Source organism: Clostridium sp. AM43-3BH (genome assembly GCF_003479985.1).
Lineage (GTDB): Bacteria > Bacillota > Clostridia > Lachnospirales > Lachnospiraceae > Otoolea > Otoolea fessa.
The window spans coordinates 278,578-297,706 of the sequence record NZ_QUIH01000002.1 but is presented as its reverse complement, the minus strand read 5'-3'; the positions used below and the strand labels follow the sequence as shown (position 1 = coordinate 297,706).

General features: G+C 47.6%; 17 protein-coding genes and 1 tRNA gene. 16 read left to right on the top strand and 2 right to left on the bottom strand.

The genetic code is table 11. The features are described from left to right. The first annotated feature begins 70 nt into the window (after positions 1-70). From DW931_RS04785 to DW931_RS04715, 14 genes are all read left to right on the top strand, one after another. On the top strand, positions 71-1,339 hold the full coding sequence (locus DW931_RS04785; RefSeq protein WP_118293417.1) for a S41 family peptidase: 1,269 nt from the start codon (positions 71-73) through the stop codon (positions 1,337-1,339). Between the two features lie 239 nt (positions 1,340-1,578). Further along, on the top strand, positions 1,579-2,208 hold the full coding sequence (gene pth / locus DW931_RS04780) for an aminoacyl-tRNA hydrolase (protein WP_118293418.1): 630 nt from the start codon (positions 1,579-1,581) through the stop codon (positions 2,206-2,208). After that, on the top strand, positions 2,205-5,735 hold the full coding sequence (gene mfd / locus DW931_RS04775) for a transcription-repair coupling factor (RefSeq protein ID WP_118626913.1): 3,531 nt from the start codon (positions 2,205-2,207) through the stop codon (positions 5,733-5,735). Before pth ends, mfd begins: the two co-directional genes overlap by 4 nt. 195 nt (positions 5,736-5,930) lie before the next feature. Further along, positions 5,931-6,515, top strand: a complete 585-nt coding sequence (locus DW931_RS04770) for a hypothetical protein (protein ID WP_107001484.1) — start codon at positions 5,931-5,933, stop codon at positions 6,513-6,515. Positions 6,516-6,532: 17 nt separating this feature from the next. Further along, complete coding sequence (locus tag DW931_RS04765; protein ID WP_107001485.1) at positions 6,533-6,838, top strand: hypothetical protein; 306 nt, start codon at positions 6,533-6,535, stop codon at positions 6,836-6,838. 64 nt (positions 6,839-6,902) lie between these two features. Continuing rightward, positions 6,903-7,298, top strand: a complete 396-nt coding sequence (locus DW931_RS04760; protein ID WP_107001486.1) for a BlaI/MecI/CopY family transcriptional regulator — start codon at positions 6,903-6,905, stop codon at positions 7,296-7,298. Beyond that, entirely contained in the window at positions 7,295-8,362 is a 1,068-nt protein-coding gene (locus DW931_RS04755; RefSeq protein WP_107001487.1) for a M56 family metallopeptidase, read from the top strand. The genes DW931_RS04760 and DW931_RS04755 overlap by 4 nt, the downstream gene beginning before the upstream one ends. Before the next feature lie 738 nt (positions 8,363-9,100). Further along, positions 9,101-10,324 carry a tyrosine--tRNA ligase gene (gene tyrS / locus DW931_RS04750; protein ID WP_118469522.1) on the top strand — a complete coding sequence of 408 codons (1,224 nt, stop codon included), beginning with the start codon at positions 9,101-9,103 and terminating at the stop codon, positions 10,322-10,324. A gap of 323 nt (positions 10,325-10,647) precedes the next feature. Then, positions 10,648-11,565 (top strand): phosphate ABC transporter substrate-binding protein, encoded by a 918-nt coding sequence (locus DW931_RS04740; RefSeq protein ID WP_118481978.1) that lies wholly within the window; start codon positions 10,648-10,650, stop codon positions 11,563-11,565. 197 nt (positions 11,566-11,762) lie between these two features. Next, positions 11,763-12,701, top strand: coding sequence for a phosphate ABC transporter permease subunit PstC (gene pstC, locus DW931_RS04735; protein WP_022359893.1), 939 nt, complete (start codon positions 11,763-11,765; stop codon positions 12,699-12,701). Beyond that, a complete protein-coding gene (gene pstA, locus DW931_RS04730; protein ID WP_118481979.1) occupies positions 12,691-13,566 on the top strand; it encodes a phosphate ABC transporter permease PstA in 876 nt (291 codons plus the stop codon). The genes pstC and pstA overlap by 11 nt, the downstream gene beginning before the upstream one ends. 21 nt (positions 13,567-13,587) lie before the next feature. Beyond that, positions 13,588-14,343: a phosphate ABC transporter ATP-binding protein PstB gene (pstB, locus tag DW931_RS04725; RefSeq protein WP_118481980.1), complete on the top strand. Its 756-nt coding sequence runs from the start codon at positions 13,588-13,590 to the stop codon at positions 14,341-14,343. A gap of 104 nt (positions 14,344-14,447) precedes the next feature. Beyond that, entirely contained in the window at positions 14,448-15,110 is a 663-nt protein-coding gene (phoU, locus tag DW931_RS04720; protein WP_118481981.1) for a phosphate signaling complex protein PhoU, read from the top strand. A 107-nt stretch (positions 15,111-15,217) separates the two neighbouring features. Beyond that, entirely contained in the window at positions 15,218-15,820 is a 603-nt protein-coding gene (locus DW931_RS04715) for a DedA family protein (RefSeq protein ID WP_118481982.1), read from the top strand. Positions 15,821-15,853: 33 nt separating this feature from the next. Here DW931_RS04715 and DW931_RS04710 read toward each other — a convergent pair whose 3' ends face one another. Beyond that, a complete protein-coding gene (locus DW931_RS04710) occupies positions 15,854-16,753 on the bottom strand; it encodes an MBL fold metallo-hydrolase (RefSeq protein ID WP_182429132.1) in 900 nt (299 codons plus the stop codon). 75 nt (positions 16,754-16,828) lie between these two features. Further along, a tRNA-Arg gene (locus DW931_RS04705) sits at positions 16,829-16,900 on the bottom strand. A 120-nt stretch (positions 16,901-17,020) separates the two neighbouring features. Here DW931_RS04705 and DW931_RS04700 point away from each other — a divergent pair. Both DW931_RS04700 and queA read left to right on the top strand, forming a co-directional pair. After that, the gene (locus DW931_RS04700) at positions 17,021-17,806 is read left to right on the top strand and encodes a hypothetical protein (protein ID WP_118472925.1); all 786 of its coding nucleotides are present in this window, start codon (positions 17,021-17,023) and stop codon (positions 17,804-17,806) included. A gap of 170 nt (positions 17,807-17,976) precedes the next feature. Next, entirely contained in the window at positions 17,977-19,002 is a 1,026-nt protein-coding gene (gene queA / locus DW931_RS04695) for a tRNA preQ1(34) S-adenosylmethionine ribosyltransferase-isomerase QueA (protein WP_107001497.1), read from the top strand. The last annotated feature ends 127 nt before the right edge of the window (positions 19,003-19,129 follow it).

The window sequence follows — 19,129 nt, the reverse complement described above, 5'->3', positions numbered from 1 at the left end:
CGCGTGACTGTGAAGGTACTGAACAGTTACAAATCCGGAAGGAATAGACAGGAATCAGGAGGCATAAGAGATGGACAGTAAAAATAAATTCTGGCGCGGTGTGATGGTCGGTGTGCTGGTGACAGCACTGGTGTGTCTGATCACGGTCGGTGCTTCGGCGGGTATTTACATGTTTGGACGCCGTGTGATCGATAACCAGACACAGGTACAGGTACAGACTGAGGGAACACCGTCACAGGCACAGGAGCCGGTCAATTTTGAGAATGTCACGAAAAAGCTGGAGCAGATACAGGATATTATCGATAAAAAGTACCTGTTTGAGGAAAAAATTGATACATCCGAGGAGGAAGCCGGCATTTATCAGGGCTTTTTGAGTGGTTTAAATGATCCGTATGCGGTTTACTATACGCCGGACGAGCTGACAAGCTTCCTGGATGAGACAAATGGTTCTTACTGCGGCATCGGCGCTCTGGTATCCCAGAATGTCCAGACCGGCGTCAGCACGATCGTGCGCGTTTTTGAGGGCAGCCCGGCCGAGGAGGCGGGCATCCTTCCGGGTGATGCGCTTTATAAGGTAGACGGCACCGAGGTGATTGGCATGGATCTGTCGCTTCTGGTCAATAATTACGTCAAGGGCGAGGAAGGCAGCCAGCTGACGATCACGGTTTATCGTGAAAATAGCGGCGAGTACAAGGATATCACTCTGACCCGCCGACCGATCGATGTGCAGACGGTGTCAGGCAAGATGCTGGATGAAGAGATCGGATATATTTCCGTTGCGGAGTTTGACCGTGTGACTGCTGATCAGTTTAAATCCAAGATCGAGGAACTGCAGGGCGAGGGCATGAAGCGCCTGATCATCGATCTGCGGAACAACCCGGGCGGCGAGGTGACGACGGTTGTCTCAATGGCGGATTATATCCTGAAGGATGGCGGACGGATCCTGACCGTGGCAAATAAGAAGGGCACGGAGGAGACATACGACGCTGAGGATGGACACAGCCTGGAGATCCCGATGGTTGTGCTGGTAAATGGCAATTCCGCCAGCGCGTCGGAGGTATTTACCGGTGCAATGAAGGATTACGGCGTGGCGACGATCGTCGGAACGAAGACTTTCGGTAAAGGTATCGTGCAGACGCTGATGCCGCTTTCGGATGGAAGCGCGATCAAGCTGACGACCGACCATTATTATACGCCGAATGGAAATGATATCCATGGAAAAGGCATCGAGCCGGATCTCGAGGTGGAGCTGGATGAAGAGGCGGCGCAGGAAGTCGTGATTCCAGAGGAGAAGGATAATCAGCTGCAGAAGGCGGTTGAGGTTGTGAAGGGAAAGTAACTTCTTATTTACACGACCCCAAAACTTACGGCACTTTCGATTCCAAAAGTGTCTATCCGTGAACAGTAACTTTAAAAGTATCCAGAAAAATAAGTGCGTTAGATCCTGAAACAGCTTGAAAAAGTGGCAGTTTCAGGATTTAACGCTTAAAGTCGTGTCTGTTTTGGCTTTTTGAGAAAGACGATGAGTGAAGAATCTGGTATTTTTGATACTATGGAAAAAGAGGGAGAAATAGAATTATGTATGTAATTGCAGGACTTGGAAATCCGGGAAGAGAATATGAGGGAACCCGCCACAATGTGGGATTTATGACGCTGGATGCGCTGGCAGACAAGTATAACATTGATGTCCGGGAGAAAGCATTTAAGGGACTGATCGGAAAAGGCATGATCGAGGGAAATAAGGTCATTCTGGTAAAGCCGCAGACGTATATGAACCTGAGCGGCGAGTGCATCCGTCAGGTGATGGATTATTATAAGGTAGATCCATCGGAGTTTATCGTAATTTATGACGATATCAGCCTGGTTCCGGGCGGCATCCGGATCCGCAAAAAAGGCAGCGCGGGCGGTCACAATGGAATCAAAAATATCATCGCCCATCTGGGAACGCAGGAATTTCCACGCGTGCGGATCGGTGTGGGCGAGAAGCCGGCGCGCATGGATCTGGCAGACTATGTGCTGGGACATTTTCCGAAAGAGGAAGCCGAAACGATGACGACGGCGTTTAAGGACGGTGCGGCGGCAGTCGTGGATATGATGACAAAGGGCGTTGAGGCGGCGATGAACCATTTTAACGGCGCGGCGCGCGGGGAGAAGGAGAAGCTAGAGAAGCAGAAGGCGGAGAGGAAGGAGGAAGTCAAGACACAATGAGCGATTTATTTGCAAATCCGTTAGAGGAGATGATCGAGTTTCAGGATCTCAAGACGGATTTACAGCGCGGACAGGGACCGCTTCTTGTCACGGGATGCCTGGATTCGCAGAAGGTGCATCTGCTGTCCGAGCTTTCGGATCTGACGCCCTGGAAGCTGATTGTCACCTACGATGATTCGAGGGCGCGGGAGATCTGTGAGGATTACCGGTGCTTTGATACGGATATTTCGCTGTACCCGGCGAGGGATCTGCTGTTTTATACGTCGGATATCCACGGAAACCTGCTGACGAAACAGCGGATTCAGGTCATGCGGCGGGTTCTGGAGAGTTCCGGCGGCGTGGTGGTCACGACGATCGACGGGCTGATGGAACATCTGCTGCCGCTTGCGTGGATGAAAGAGCGGAGTCTCACGATCGGGGCAGAAGATGTGGTCGAGGTCGGGAAGCTGACGCACGCCCTGGCGGAAATGGGATATGAGAAGGTCGCGCAGGTTGAGGGATCAGGGCAGTTTTCGGTGCGCGGCGGTATCATTGACATTTTCCCGCTGACGGAGGAGGTGCCGTACCGGATCGAGCTGTGGGGCGATGAGGTCGATTCGATCCGTACCTTCGACCCGGAAAGCCAGCGATCGATCGAGCAGGTGGACGAGGCAGTGATCTATCCGGCGACGGAGATGGCGCTGACGCCGGAGCAGATTCAGGATGGAACCGAGGCGATCGAGAAAGACCGCAGGAAATACGTGAAAAAGCTCCGGGATGCCATGAAGACGGAAGAGGCGTACCGGATGGATTCGGCTGTCTCGGAGGTCTTAGAGGGGCTTCGCGAGGGCTTCCGGGTGCATGGGCTGGGAAGCTATATCCGGTATTTCTGCAAGGAAACGGTATCATTTTTAAACTATTTTCCAGTCGATGAGCTGACGATTTTCCTGGATGAGCCGCTGCGCTTGAAGGAAAAAGCAGAGACGACCGAGACGGAGTTCCGGGAGAGCATGTCGCACCGTCTCGAGGGCGGCTATCTGCTTCCGGGGCAGACTTCCTTCCTCTATTCGGCGAAGGAGACGCTGGCGATGGCAATGCGTCCGCGCACTCTTTTACTGCTGGGGCTGGATCAGAAGCTCTCCGGCATGACGGTTAAGAAAAAATACAGTCTGAGCGTTAAAAATGTCAATTCCTACCAGAATGGATTTGAGCTTTTAATCAGCGATCTGGCGCGCTGGAAGAAGGAAAAATACCGGGTGGTATTGCTGGCTGGTTCGCGGACGCGCGCGAGCCGTCTGGCGGGCGATCTGCGGGAGTATGATTTAAGCGCCTTCTGCCCGGATGAGGGCGAAAACACCGTGAAACCGGGTGAAATCCTGGTGACTTACGGAAAGCTGCATCGGGGATTTGAATATCCGCTGATTAAGTTCGTCGTGATCACCGAGGGAGACATGTTCGGCGGCGGACGGGGGCGGAAAAAGAAGAAAAAGACCTCCTACCAGGGTAAGAAAATCCAGAGCTTTTCCGAGCTTTCGATCGGCGATTATGTGGTGCATGAGAGCCACGGACTCGGCATTTACCGGGGCATTGAGAAGATCGAGCAGGACAAGGTCGTCAAGGATTACATCAAGATTGAGTACCGCGACGGCGGTAATCTCTACCTTCCGGCGACACGCCTGGAGGGAATCCAGAAATATGCCGGTTCGGATGCCAGGACGCCGAAGCTCAATAAACTGGGCGGAATGGAATGGAATAAGACGAAGAGCAAGGTGCGCGGTGCGGTCCGTGATATTGCAAAGGATCTCGTCGAGCTTTATGCAGCGCGTCAGCGGAGCGAGGGCTACCAGTATGGACCGGATACGGTCTGGCAGAGGGAATTTGAGGAAATGTTCCCGTTTGAGGAGACGGAGGATCAGCTGGAGGCGATCGAGGCGACCAAAAAAGACATGGAAAGCCGCCGCATCATGGACCGCCTGATCTGCGGCGACGTTGGATACGGCAAGACGGAGATCGCGCTCCGGGCGGCATTTAAGGCGATTCAGGAGGGGAAGCAGGTTGTGTATCTGGTGCCGACCACAATTTTGGCGCAGCAGCATTACAATACCTTTGTGCAGAGGATGAAGGATTTCCCAGTGCGGGTCGATATGCTGTCGCGTTTCCGCACGGCGGGCGAGCAGAAAAAAACGCTGGAAGATCTGAAAAAAGGGCAGGTGGACGTCGTGATCGGAACGCACCGCGTCCTTTCTAAGGATGTTGTCTTTAAAAATCTGGGGCTTCTGATCATCGATGAGGAACAGCGCTTCGGCGTGGCACATAAGGAAAAGATCAAGAAACTAAAGGAAAATGTAGACGTTCTGACGCTGACGGCGACGCCGATTCCGCGTACCCTGCATATGAGTCTCATTGGCATCCGGGATATGAGTGTCCTGGAGGAACCGCCGGTGGATCGCCTGCCGATTCAGACCTACGTCATGGAGTACAACGACGAGATGGTGCGCGAGGCGATTCACAGGGAGCTGGCACGGGGCGGACAGGTATATTATGTCTACAACCGTGTCAACAACATCGACGAGGTGGCAAACCATGTGGCGGCTCTGGTGCCGGAGGCAAACGTCGTGTTCGCCCACGGGCAGATGCACGAACATGAACTGGAAAAAATTATGCTGGATTTCGTCGAGGGCAATATCGACGTTCTGGTGTCCACGACCATCATTGAGACGGGACTGGACATTCCGAATGCGAACACGATCATCATCCACGACGCCGACCGGCTGGGGCTGTCGCAGCTCTACCAGATCCGCGGTCGCGTCGGACGTTCCGGGCGGACTTCGTATGCGTTTCTCATGTACCGGCGCGACAAGCTGCTGCGTGAGGAGGCGGAAAAACGTCTGCAGGCGATCCGTGAATTTACGGAGCTGGGAAGCGGTATCAAGATTGCGATGCGCGATCTGGAGCTGCGCGGCGCCGGAAATCTTCTGGGTGCGGAACAGCATGGCCACATGCAGGCGGTCGGTTATGACCTGTACTGCAAGCTCTTAAACGAGGCGGTGCTGGCACTTCGCGGTGAGAACGAAGCCGAGGACTTCGAGACGGTGGTGGACTGCGACATCGACGCGTATATTCCGCCGTCCTACATCCGCAATGAATATCAGAAACTCGACGTTTACAAGCGGATTTCCGGTATTGAGAACCAGGAAGAGTACATGGATATGCAGGATGAGCTGATCGACCGCTTTGGCGAGATTCCACGTTCGGTGGAGAACCTGTTAAAGATCGCCGATCTAAAAGCGCTTGCTCATCAGGCGGGCGTCGTGGAGGTCGATGTAAAGAAGCAGGATATCACGATTCAGATGTACCAGAAAGCCGATCTGGACGTCTCCGGCATTCCGGCGCTGATGGAGAAATATAAGGGCACGCTGACCTTCAGGACGGGTGATGTGCCGTCGTTCTATTACCGCGATGTGCGGCAGAAACATACGGACTGCGAGACGATGCTTGTGAAGGCGCGGGAGATTCTTTCCGGGCTCGCGGCGCTGGCGAAAGAGTAGTTTTTAATTGTGTAGAAAAGATTGAAAGTATATTTGAAATGAAAATATATTTTTAATATTGACATATATAATCAAAGATGATAATATATAATCAAATTAAAGCTTGTTTACTAAATTTAAAGAAGGGAGGGATTCCAATGCAGCAAAAATGTGGGATGCTCATTAATAATGTGAATAACGTTAAGAGGTGGTTTTATGAAAAAAATTATGAGTATTTTATTGTCGATAGTTATGTCAACTTCATTGGTAATCCCAACATTTGCGGAAGCGCCGCCATATTCAATAGATAAAGTGGCAACAAAGGTTGTGATTGATCAACATGAATTGAGAGATATTTATGATAAATATGCTTCGGTAACGGATGAAACTGTTGTGGAAGATATGTTAATGGAAGATTTTGGTTTTTCAAGATCGGAAGTTAAAGAATTATTGGAAGTAAGCAAAAGTGGTAGTGGAGGATCTACAGGTGCTTCGAGGGCATCTAGTATAACTGGAAGATTACCAGCAACAGCTGCTATAGGAACCGTTGTAAATATTGTGTATACAATTGATTTGCAAGAAATGAAAGATTTAGCGACAATAACTAATTTTATCGCAAGACAGGTAGGCGGAGCAGGAGCAGGGGTAGCAGTGGCAGCACTTGTTGCTAAAACAGTTTTAGCAGCTGCACAAAAGGGTGGCATAAACTATGCAAAAGTTACAATATCTTATACATATGGCTATAATAATGATGGAGTATTAGGGTGGACGCCAGGTTATACCAAGTATGAGTATTGGTAATAAAAAAGGGAGATGCAATGAAAGAGAATAGAGTATCAAATGAATTCCGTCAAGGAAGAGAAGCAACGTTTGCCGCTTTATTAATGGAACTGTGTCTTTGTGGGGAGCGAATTGCTTCCATAATGGGAATTAGAAATTGGTATGATCAGGTGGGAACTGTTAGAATTTTTCTTTGTATTTTGATTTTTTGTTATTATTATATAATTAAAAAACCAAGATTATTAGATACGCCTGAATGGTATGAGCTAATGAAAAAAGATAGAGTGATTTATGGAATGTGGATCTTGGAAATGATAATATTAGTTAGTAGTATTGGAACTTGAGTGAAAAACAAAGGGGGCGTCAGTTGCTCCCTTTGTTTCTATAAATTATGAGATTGGGAATTTTATGAAGAATAATTATTTAAGTGAACGAGAAATGAATGTTATGCAGGTTTTGTGGAAGTATGAAAAACCCATGACGGTGACAGAAATTGTAGAATCTGAAAAAGAATTGACAACGCCAACAGTCCATACTGTGTTAAGAAAATTGCTTGATAAGGGTTATGTTCAGGTTATTGATACAGTTCAGACTGGAAAAGTTTTTGCTAGGCGATATAAAGCGAAAAAGACTCAGGATGAAGAAATAGAAGAAAAAATAGAAAAATGTATGAAAAATTCTAGAAATCCTATGTCCTTTGTAAATACAATAACAGCAGCTTTGTTGAATGGAGCAGTAGATGAAGAGTCGGTTATTGACGAATTAGAACGTATAGTTCAAAAAAGAAAAAAAGAGATTTTATGAAAATAACATATACATCAATTTTATCGGCAATATGTAGTTCAATTTTGCTATTGGTTTTTTTGTCGGTTTATATATGGAAAAAGCAAGAAAATTATAGCTTGTATGAAGTAAAATTACTTATTTTTTGCACTGTACTAACAGGAGTAAGATTATTTTTTCCAATAGATATTTGCGGAATAAGTCATACGATAGGAATAAAAATATTATATCCAGAACTTTGTCGCTTTATGCGGGGGAAAATAGGATTTTTAAGTCATTTTTCTGTACTTTTTTTGATTAGTTTACTTGGAAGTTTTCTTATCTTAGTGCAAAAAAGTTTATCATATATATCATTTATAAAATTAATAAAAGAAATAAGACCGATAGAGTATATTCGTGTTAAAAAGTATAAAAAAGTGAAAAAAATACCAATATTGAAAGTTGATAGTATAGAAGATCCATTTATTGTTGGTATAAAAAATCCGTATATAATAATACCGAATATAGATGAAGAAACAAAAAAAATAGTACTCTTGCATGAAGTGGGACATTACATTAAAAGAGATTTATTTTTAAAGTGTTTTTTTGAAATATTATGTCTTTTATACTGGTGGAATCCGTTAGTATACATAGTTCGGTATTATTTTTCTAACATATTAGAAATAAGAAATGATTTAATTGTTTGTAATGAGTTATCTGAAATAGAAAAAATTCATTATGTTGAAATATTGTTAAAAATGTCTAGGACAAAAGCGTTAAAAAGGAGAGGAACACTATCTTTTTTTAATGGAAGTTTTTTGAAAATTAGAATTTCTTCTATATTGAATGAAGAACAAAAAAAACAGGTCAATATTAAGTTGTTCTTTTTCTTAATTGCTATTATATTGTCTGGTACAATAGTAATAGAACCAGTAGCTGATTTGAAGTTGCATGCACCGTATTTTGAAGAAGATGATATAGTCAAAAAAAATAACTTTTTTGTAAAGACAGAAAACGGGTATGAATTATATATGAATGGTACATATATAGGAACATTGGATGAAATACCAAATGAATTAAAGAATATTAATATTAGGAGGAAATAAAAATGAAAAAAACGATCAGAATTTTAGCAGTAATAATTGCTATGACATGTATTTTTTCAGGGACTGCGTTTGCATAAGAGAAAGAGGTGGCTGTTGAAAAATCGAGTTCAATAGCTAGAGCAGATGTTATAAAATATGTTTATAAAGTTGAAAACGGGAAATTATATAGAAGATTATATAATTATTCTAAGGATACGTGGCTGGGAGATTGGGAACTGTGTGACTAAAGTAATAATATGATAATTATATTTAATAAATATGTACACTACTTTTTACGCTTTGAATTTAAAGTAATGTAAAAATTTTATAGCGTGAAGTTTGAAGTTGAGAAATTGCCTTGACAAATAATAAATTTCGCTTATAATACAGAATATACTCAATAACCTTACAAAGGCAATGAAGGGAACAAGTAGAGATCCGCAGGAGAGCGCACAGAAAGCAGCCGGATGATGAGAGGCGCGCGTGAACCGGATATTCGAATACATCCCGGAGCTTCGCACCGAAGAATCTAAAATCGGATCCGATGAAAAGGCTGCGTGGAAAATGTGCGGCGGTTGATTTGGTAGGCTGCGACGTGAGAGACACACGTTATCCGGTCACGGTATCAGAGGGTACCGGCAGAGGCAGATGGGCGTGAGCTGTCTGCGAACAAAGGTGGTAACACGGGAATTTTGCCCCGTCCTTTTTGGAGGACGGGGCTTTTTGTACCCCAAATTTTAATAAAGGAGTAGAGAGAAGATGCAGATTTACGAAGAATTAGTAGCCAGAGGCCTGATCGCCCAGGTTACAAACGAAGAAGAGATCAAAAAACTGGTCAATGAAGGAAAAGCCATTTTCTATATCGGTTTTGACCCGACCGCAGACAGCCTTCATGTAGGTCATTTCATGGCACTGTGCCTGATGAAACGTCTGCAGATGGCAGGCAACAAGCCGATCGCATTACTGGGCGGCGGCACCGGCATGATCGGCGATCCGTCCGGACGTACGGATATGCGCCAGATGCTGACACCGGAGACGATCCAGCACAACTGCGACTGCTTCAAAAAGCAGATGAGCCGTTTCATCGATTTCTCCGATGACAAGGCGCTCTTAGTCAACAACGCAGAGTGGCTGATGAATCTGAATTATGTAAACTTACTGCGCGAGGTTGGACCGCATTTCAGTGTCAACCGCATGCTGACGGCTGAGTGCTACAAGCAGAGAATGGAGAGAGGTTTAAGCTTCTTAGAGTTCAACTACATGATCATGCAGAGCTACGATTTCTACATGCTGTACCAGAAATATGGCTGCAACATGCAGTTCGGCGGCGACGATCAGTGGAGCAATATGTTAGGCGGTACCGAGCTGATCCGCAGAAAGCTTGGCAAGGACGCACACGCGATGACCATCACCCTGCTGTTAAACTCCGAGGGCAAGAAGATGGGCAAGACCCAGTCCGGCGCTGTATGGCTGGATCCGAACAAGACCTCCCCGTTCGAGTTCTACCAGTACTGGAGAAACGTCGCTGACGCGGACGTATTAAAATGCCTGCGTATGCTGACCTTCCTGCCGCTTGAGCAGATCGATGAGATGGATAAATGGGAAGGCAGCCAGTTAAATACTGCAAAAGAGATCCTGGCTTACGAGCTGACCAAGCTGGTACACGGCGAGGAAGAGGCTGAGAAGGCACAGGCAGCAGCGAAAGCACTGTTTTCCAGCGGAAATGCAGCGAATATGCCGACCTACGAGCTGACGGAGGATGATTTCAACGGTGATGCGATCGATATTCTCTCCATCCTGCAGAAATCCGGTCTGGCTCCGTCCCGTTCCGAGGCAAGAAGAAATGTCGAGCAGGGCGGCGTATCTGTAGACGGAAACCAGGTAAAGGATGTTAAGGCAGTCTTTACGAAGGATCAGCTTTCCGGCGAAGGAATGGTTGTCAAGAGAGGTAAGAAAAACTTTAAGAAGGTTGTTCTGAAGTAGGATGTCTGGGGAAATTCACCTGTCTTGTTTGAGAGCAGAATGAAACTCAGTATAAAAATCAGAATCACGCCGCCGGCGATCTCTGCCCGGACTTTCAAGCAAAGTCCGAAGAGATGTCCGGCGGCGGTTCTGATCATGGAGAGAAACAGAGCAGATCCGAAACCATATCTTACATTCACTCCCACAAAAATTACCCAAATTTTACATAAACGATACCAAAACATGATTTCTGTAAATCCAGGAATCTTTTATACTGCGTACTGTAAGAAATCAAGGATAAAAAACTCTGAGAGAAAAAAGAGAGAGGAAAGAGGAATTTTATTATGAAGAAAAATGTTCAGAAAGCAATCGCAGTATTAGGAGCAGCCGTTCTGGCAACTGGAATGGTAGGATGTGGTTCCAGCAATACAAATACAAGTGCAGCAGACACAAGCGCAAACAGCAGCGCAGCTGAAAGTGATGCAGCAGCAGATACAACCGAGAACAGCGCAGATGCAAAAAATTTGAGTGGTTCTATCACCCTGGCAGGTTCCACTTCGATGGAAAAATTTGCAAATGCACTGGCAGAAACGTTCATGGAGAAATATCCGAACGTGACCGTACAGGCTGAATTTACCGGCTCTTCCGCAGGTATCGAGTCCGTGCTGGCAGGTCAGTGTGATGTCGGTGATTCTTCCAGAGCATTAAAGGATGATGAGAAAGCAAAAGGTGCTGTTGAAAATATCGTAGCTATCGATGGTATCGCCGTTGTCGTTGACCCGTCCAACGCTGTAGATGGTCTGAGCAAGGATGACCTGACCGGCATTTACGACGGAAGCATCACAAACTGGAAGGATGTAGGCGGCAGCGATATGCCGATTGTCGTAGTCGGACGGGAAGCAGGTTCCGGTACAAGAGGCGCATTTGAGGAGCTTCTGGGTCTGGAAGATGCCTGCAAATATGCAAACGAGCTGGATTCCACCGGTGCAGTTATGGCAAAAGTAGCATCCACACCGGGTTCCATCGGATACGTTTCCCTGGATGTAGTCGATGATACCGTTAAGGCAGTTAAACTGGATGATGTAGAGCCGACGGAGGAGAACATCAAGGCAGGAAGCTATTTCTTAAGCCGTCCATTCGTTATGGCAACCAAGGGAGAAATTTCTGAGCAGAACGAGCTGGTACAGGCGCTGTTTGACTATGTATACTCTGCAGAAGGCGATGACCTGATTAAATCTGTAGGCCTGATTACTACGAAGTAAGAAACTGCATCGGAATTTGTGAATGTGGATAAAATTACCGGTGGAAACAGGTAAGGATAGAAAAATCAGTAATTCACGAATACATATAATATTGAATAGATTCAAATAATATCGAGTCGCTTGCAGTCAAGCCGCAGAAAGGAAACTCTGCTTTGACCGAAAGCGGCTCGCTGTTCAATCCGAGACAGGAGAGACATATGCACGAAAAGAAATTTACCATTTTTGGAAGCCATGCCACGAAATCAGCGGTAGAGAGGGCAGCGGAAATTATTTTTACCGCCTGCGGCCTGCTGGCGGTGGTGGCAGTTTTTTCAATTACCTTATACATGATTATCAGCGGTACCCCGGCACTTTTTAAGGTGGGTGTTCCGGAAATCTTATTTGGAACCGTCTGGAAGCCGACTGGAAATCCGGCGTCTTTCGGAATTCTCTACGTTATTTTAACTTCCATCGTCGGAACCTTTCTGGCGATCCTGATCGGTGTTCCGATTGGGCTGTTTACCGCCATCTTTCTGGCAGAGGTTGCGCCGCCGAAGGTAGCGGCAGTGGTCCGCCCGGCAGTTGAGCTTCTGGCAGGTATTCCGTCGGTTATCTACGGACTCTTAGGAATTTTGATTTTAAATCCCCTGATGTATAAGCTGGAAATGAAAATCTTTGCCGGTTCCACGACGCATCAGTTTACCGGCGGTGCGAACCTGATATCGGCGGTTCTGGTTCTGGCAATCATGATTCTTCCGACCGTCATCAATATCAGTGAAGCGTCGCTTAGGGCAGTCCCGAAACATTTAAAAAGCGCATCGCTGGCGCTCGGTGCAACGCATATCCAGACGATTTTCAAAGTAATCGTTCCGGCGGCGCACTCCGGCATCATCACGGCGGTGGTTTTAGGCTGCGGACGTGCGATCGGGGAGGCAATGGCGATCAGCCTGGTATCTGGAAGTTCAGTCAATCTGCCGCTTCCATTTAACTCCGTCCGTTTCCTGACAACCGCGATCGTGGCGGAAATGTCTTATTCAGAGGGACTTCACCGGGAAGTGCTCTTTACCATCGGTCTGGTGCTGTTCGTATTTATCATGTTTATCAACACGGTGCTCAGCCGGATGTTTGTGAAGGAGGGCGGCGCAAATGACCGATAATAGTATGAAAAGTATTTACCAGAAGCGCACCCGCATCGGGGACAATATCTTAAAAGTGCTGATTTATCTGGCAGCTGGCGTGGCGATCGCGCTGTTAGTTGGCATCATGGGGTATGTGTTTGTGCGCGGCCTGCCGCAGGTTTCCTGGCAGCTTCTGTCCACGGTGCAGAGCTCCCTCAAGGGCACCTTTGGTATTCTGGGAAATATCATCAACACGATTTACATCATTGTAATTACCCTTATCATTGCAGCGCCGATCGGAATCGGCTCCGCCATTTATCTGAACGAATACGCAAAGCCGGGAAAACTGGTGCGGACGATTGAATTTACAACCGAGATCCTGTCCGGTATTCCGTCGATTATTTTTGGCTTGTTCGGTATGGTCTTTTTCGGAATGACGCTGAAGCTGGGTTATTCGGTTCTGACCGGATCCTTCACGCTGACCCTGATGGTGCTTCCGCTGATTACGCGGAACACACAGGAAGCACTCAAAACCGTTCCGGACAGCTACCGCAGCGGCGCACTGGGAATCGGTGCAACGAAATGGTATATGATCCGGACGATCCTGCTGCCGAGCGCGGCACCGGGTATTCTGACCGGCGTCATCCTTTCGATTGGCCGTATCGTGGGCGAGTCGGCGGCGCTTCTGTTTACTGCCGGAAGCGGCTTCCAGCTTCCGAAAAACCTGTTTGGAAAACTGTTTGAGTCGAGCGGCACGCTGACCATCCAGCTCTACCTGTCGATGCAGAAAGCAAAATACGATCAGGCGTTTGGAATCGCGGTCGTGCTTCTGATTATCGTGCTGGGAATCAACCTGCTGACGAGATTTTTGACCAACCGGTTTGATGTGACAAAATTAAAATAAAGTAAAAAATGAGGAAATGATATGGAGACAAAAATTTCTACGTCGGATTTGAATCTGTACTATGGAAACAATCATGCATTAAAAAATATCAATCTGGATATATATGAAAATCAGATCACAGCGTTTATCGGACCGTCCGGTTGCGGTAAGTCTACCTATTTAAAAACATTGAACCGCATGAACGATCTGGTGCCGAATGTAACAATCAATGGAAAGGTGTGGATCGACGGCGAGGATATCTATGATCCGAAGGTTGATACGACGCTTCTTCGCAAGAAGGTCGGCATGGTATTTCAGCAGCCGAACCCATTTCCGATGAGTATTTATGACAATATCGCGTATGGACCGCGGATTCACGGCATTAAGGGAAAGCCAGAGCTGGACGCGATTGTGGAGAAGAGTCTGCGCGGCGCGGCCCTGTGGGATGAGGTCAAGGATCGCCTGAAACGTTCTGCACTGGGACTTTCCGGCGGACAGCAGCAGCGTCTCTGCATCGCGCGTGCGCTGGCGGTTGAGCCGGAGATTCTCCTGATGGATGAGCCGACCTCGGCACTGGACCCGATTTCCACGCTGAAAATCGAGGATCTGATGGGCGAGCTTAAGAAGAATTATACCGTTGTCATCGTTACCCACAATATGCAGCAGGCGACCCGTATTGCGGACTATACGGCATTTTTCCTGGTGGGAGAGGTAGTCGAGTATGCACCGACGACGGATCTGTTCTCGCATCCGCGGGAGAAGAAGACGGAAGACTATATTACCGGACGGTTTGGATGATAGGCGTAAGATTGAGGATTTAAAAATAAGTAGAAAATCAGTTTACTGTTCAGAAGTGGAAAATTTCTGGGCAGAAAACAGGGGAGATGGAGAGGAGATACGGGATGGCGACGAGAGAGGCATTTATACAGGAGTTAGAAGGGCTGAATCAGGAATTGAACGCGATGAGCCAGATGGTGCAGGATGCGATTGACAGTAGTTTTCAAGCGCTTACCGAGCATAATGAAGAGCTGGCACAGAAGGTTATCAAAGGAGACCGGGATGTGGACAATATGGAGCGAAAGATCGAGACACACTGCCTGACGCTGATGTTAAAGCAGCAGCCGGTTGCCAGTGATCTGCGCCATATCTCGACGGCGCTGAAGGTTGTGACCGATCTGGAGCGGATGGGCGATCAGGCAGCGGATATTGCCGATCTGTCCTTGCGCTTAGAGGCAGCGGATTACGGTCTTGTGAGCAAACACCTTCCGGCGATGGTGGCAAATGTAAAAACGATGGTTAAAGATGCAATTCGCGCTTTCATCGAGCGTGATACCGAAACCGCAGAAACCTTTGAGCAGAGAGATGACCTGATTGATGCCTTTTTTGAGCGTGTCAAACGGGAAGTCATCGAATTTCTGAAAAAAGATGGAGACAAATCCGATGTGGCGGTGGATGTGCTGATGGTTGCCAAGTACCTGGAGCGAATCGCCGATCATGCGGTCAATGTGTGCGAGTGGACAGAGTTCTCGGACACAGGGGCCGTGGGGGATGTGATGATTCTCTAGATTTAATTAAAATCCGGGCATGAAAAATGAAAATTAGATGCCTGGATTTTTTCCGTTCCGCATAAAATAAATAGAATATGTGGAAATAACGTGGAGTGCGATATATCATGCGTGATATAGTGCTGGAACTTTTAAGTTCATACGGATATGCGGGAATGTTTGCCCTGATTCTAATTGAGAATTTGTTTCCGCCGATCCCGTCGGAAGTGATTTTAACCTTTGGTGGATTTATGACAACATATACACGGATGAACATAGCCGGGGCAGTTCTGGCAGCGACGGCGGGCTCGGTGCTGGGGGCGCTGATTCTGTATGAGCTGGGGCGGCACATTCCCGTGCAGAAGTTTTATGCATTTTTGGGCGGGGCATGGGGAAAACGGCTGGGAGTAGAAGTGGAAGATGTGAAAGATGCAGACGGATGGCTGGAGAGAACGGGACGGTCAGCCGTCTTTTTTTGCCGGTTCGTTCCGATCATCCGAAGCCTGATCTCGATTCCGGCGGGGATGGCAAAGATGGAACTGCTGCCGTTTCTCCTTCTGACAACAGCGGGCAGTCTTATCTGGAATACGGTGCTCATCGGAGCCGGCGCGGTGGCGGGGGCATCGTGGGAACGTATTCTGGTGCTGTTAAAAACATATTCCCGCTTCGCCGTGATGGGAGCGGGAATCTTGGGATTTGCGGTGGCGTGTGTGTATTTTCGGAAACGATAACAACAGGAGAGTGAAAATTCATGCAGAAAGAGTTTATTCATTTAAGTAAAAATATATGGTGTCATTCTTTACTTCCAGCCGTGCCGTCCCATCGATCACCAGCTGTTCCAGATATGGGCGCAGGTGGCGTTCCTGACGGATGAGCTGGTCGTAGGTACCGATATGCATTCCGATCAGGCGTCGGCTTTCCTGATAAAATTCATCACGCGTCATCGGTCTCTGCAAAAGCTTTGCCAGCTCTGCGAGACGCAGACGGACAAGATCCATATTTTTGTCCGCCAGTTCCCGGATATTGCCATCAAATGGACCTTTGTGCGATAAAATCCAGTGCTGGTAAGGCAGTTTTGTGATTGCTTCCTTGCTTTCCAGATCCAGACCGACGTGGTCGCAGTATGGAAGCTTGACGTGACGCAGGACATTTTCGGTTAAAAGCGCGTCTCCGGCAAAGCAGACGCCGTCCGGTGTGCCGATGACGATGTGGTCGAGGGAATGCCCCGGCAGATGGTGAACCGGGAAGGTTACGCCGCAGAGTGTCACGGAAGTATCCTCCGGCTGGATGATACAGTCAACCGGGCAGCGCTGCTCGGTGTCGATGGAAACCTTTTCCTCCTCGGAGCGCCCGAAATAATTGGTATACCGTTCCAGCGCCGCCTGGGAGGCGATCAGCCCGGCTTCGCCAAGCGACATAGCCAGTGGAATCTGAAAGGCTTCGCGCAGGCGTTTGCTGTTTCCATGATGGTCGATGTGCGCGTGGGAAACGATCAGCCCCGCCGGGGTCAGCCCGGCGTCTTTCAGAGAGCCGACCAGCTCGTCATATTCCTTTGAGTAACCATTGTCAAACAGGATGCAGCGGGTGTCGTCGATGCGGTAGACGCCGATGGCTGTTTTGCCAAGCAGACAGTCTGTATTTCCAGAAACGTGTATGAGTTCCACGGGAAGGGTCCTCCTTTTATCATGAATAATGCAAAAAGCGACGGCTGAGATATCTCCGCTGTCGCTTTTTAAGAATGCGTCTGATAGGAATCGAACCTACGCCTCAGGCTCCGGAGGCCGGCGCTCTATCCACTGAGCTACAGACGCATTACTTGTATGATACTATAATATTTAGAAAATTGCAAGTTTTTTTTCGGAAATACCGCTTGCCGAGTAACCAAATCACCGCTATAATATTAACAATCGAATAAGTCAGGAGGCGGTCGGGTGGGAGAACCGAAAAAGAAACCGGGACGCAGCCGGAAGAACGGAACGGACTGGGAACTGCGCCGCTATGTGATGCTGCTTGCGGCGGTGATTGTATTGATTCTGATTGGCGCGGTGGCGATGTTTTCCGGGAAAATAACAAACATTCTGGGGAAAAAGGATGGCTTACCGGCAGAAATGGTGGATACAGGCGGCTCTGGAATGGTGATTGAGCCGGACACGAAAGAATATATTCAGGACTTTGGCGGATGTATTTTGACAGAGAATGGCGAGCCGGGGATCACAGAGCTGATGAATACTTATTTTCAGGCGGTTTCCGACTGTGATATGGATACGTTTGTGAAGTTGTTTACCTCACAGGATACGAGTGAGGAAGAACACTACCGTCAGGAATTTGAAGAACAGAAGCAGTACATTTCCGGGTACCAGAATGTGAAATGTTATACGACGCCGGGGCTTAGGAACGGTGAGATGGCAGCGTATGTGTATTATGAGATTTTGTATACGGGCGTGGAGACACCGGCACCGAGTCTGGTGCGGATCTATGCGATCCGGGCGGAGGACGGAAACTGGCAGATCGATGACGGGAAAATGTCCGAAGAGCTGACGCAGTATTTTGAAGAGCTGTCGGTCAATGAGGATGTGCGCCTTCTCAGCAAGCAGACGGATGAAGCAATGGATGCGGCGATGGAGCAGGATGAAGCGCTGAAAGAGCGCGTGGAATTTATGAAACAGGGCGCATCTTATATGCAGGAGGAGTCAGAACCGGCTGCGTCAAATCCTTAAAATGCTTTATTGAATTCGTCTGGCTGGAAAAATAAAGTTTTTAAGGTATGGAAAGCTGAAAAGCGGATATGCCGGAGTATGGAGAAATGGCTGATAGTATATAAGATATAAAATCGATTGATTTATAAAAAGTGAAAGTACAGATATAGAAAGACAAAGAGGCACAAAGAATGGATGTAAAAGATTTTTATTATGATTTACCACAGGAGTTAATTGCACAGGATCCGCTGGAAGATCGTTCTTCTTCCCGGCTTTTAGTGCTGGATAAAAAGACGGGTGAGATGCAGCATAAGGTGTTTAAGGATATTGTCAATTATCTTCATCCGGGCGATTGCCTGGTGATCAATGACACAAAGGTTATCCCGGCGCGTCTGATCGGAAGCAAGGAGGGAACGGATGCACACATCGAGATTCTTCTTCTGAAACGCCGTGAGAACGATATCTGGGAGACGCTGGTAAAGCCGGGCAAAAAGGCAAAGCCGGGAACCGTAATTAATTTTGGCGATGGTTTGTTAAAAGGAACCGTCATTGATGTGGTAGAAGAGGGAAATCGTCTGATTCAGTTCTCCTATGAGGGGATCTTCGAGGAGATTCTTGACCAGCTTGGTCAGATGCCGCTTCCACCGTATATTACACACCGTCTGAAAGATAAAAACCGTTATCAGACCGTTTATGCAGAACATGAGGGATCCGCGGCTGCTCCGACTGCCGGACTTCATTTTACCAAGGAACTGCTGGCACAGATTCAGGAGATGGGAGTGAAGATCGCGCATGTGACACTCCATGTGGGTCTGGGAACCTTCCGACCGGTCAAGGTTTCAAATGTTTTAGATCATCATATGCATTCGGAGTTTTACCGCATCGAAGAAGACGCTGCTAATATGATTAATGAGACGAAGAAAAATGGCGGACGCATTATCTGTGTCGGTACGACAAGCTGCCGGACGCTGGAATCCGCAGCAGCCGAGGACGGCACGATCCGCGCATGCAGCGGCTGGACGGACATTTTCATTTATCCAGGCTACCAGTTCAAGATTCTGGACTGCCTGATCACAAACTTCCACCTGCCGGAGTCCACGCTCGTCATGCTGGTATCCGCACTGGCAGGCAGAGAACATGTGCTCACGGCGTATGAAGAGGCGATCCGGCAGAGATATCGGTTCTTTAGTTTTGGGGATGCTATGTTTATCCAGTAGAGAAAAGGGATGTATGAAAAAGACTCATAGTGAAAGGCTATGGGGCTTTTTATTTCGAAAAATGTTTGAAAAACGGCACACCGCGTTCTCGTTACTTTAGTGATGAGTTAGGTGCGCCAAATTTTTT

Bases quoted from the DNA above. Each gene is read 5' to 3' on its own strand.
- DW931_RS04740 (WP_118481978.1), top strand. From the start codon at position 10,648: ATGAAGAAAAATGTTCAGAAAGCAATCGCAGTATTAGGAGCAGCCGTT.
- phoU (WP_118481981.1), top strand. From the start codon at position 14,448: ATGGCGACGAGAGAGGCATTTATACAGGAGTTAGAAGGGCTGAATCAG.
- DW931_RS04755 (WP_107001487.1), top strand. From the start codon at position 7,295: ATGAAAATAACATATACATCAATTTTATCGGCAATATGTAGTTCAATT.
- pstA (WP_118481979.1), top strand. From the start codon at position 12,691: ATGACCGATAATAGTATGAAAAGTATTTACCAGAAGCGCACCCGCATC.
- DW931_RS04770 (WP_107001484.1), top strand. From the start codon at position 5,931: ATGAAAAAAATTATGAGTATTTTATTGTCGATAGTTATGTCAACTTCA.
- tyrS (WP_118469522.1), top strand. From the start codon at position 9,101: ATGCAGATTTACGAAGAATTAGTAGCCAGAGGCCTGATCGCCCAGGTT.
- DW931_RS04765 (WP_107001485.1), top strand. From the start codon at position 6,533: ATGAAAGAGAATAGAGTATCAAATGAATTCCGTCAAGGAAGAGAAGCA.
- pth (WP_118293418.1), top strand. From the start codon at position 1,579: ATGTATGTAATTGCAGGACTTGGAAATCCGGGAAGAGAATATGAGGGA.
- DW931_RS04760 (WP_107001486.1), top strand. From the start codon at position 6,903: ATGAAGAATAATTATTTAAGTGAACGAGAAATGAATGTTATGCAGGTT.
- DW931_RS04715 (WP_118481982.1), top strand. From the start codon at position 15,218: ATGCGTGATATAGTGCTGGAACTTTTAAGTTCATACGGATATGCGGGA.
- mfd (WP_118626913.1), top strand. From the start codon at position 2,205: ATGAGCGATTTATTTGCAAATCCGTTAGAGGAGATGATCGAGTTTCAG.
- pstC (WP_022359893.1), top strand. From the start codon at position 11,763: ATGCACGAAAAGAAATTTACCATTTTTGGAAGCCATGCCACGAAATCA.
- queA (WP_107001497.1), top strand. From the start codon at position 17,977: ATGGATGTAAAAGATTTTTATTATGATTTACCACAGGAGTTAATTGCA.
- DW931_RS04785 (WP_118293417.1), top strand. From the start codon at position 71: ATGGACAGTAAAAATAAATTCTGGCGCGGTGTGATGGTCGGTGTGCTG.
- pstB (WP_118481980.1), top strand. From the start codon at position 13,588: ATGGAGACAAAAATTTCTACGTCGGATTTGAATCTGTACTATGGAAAC.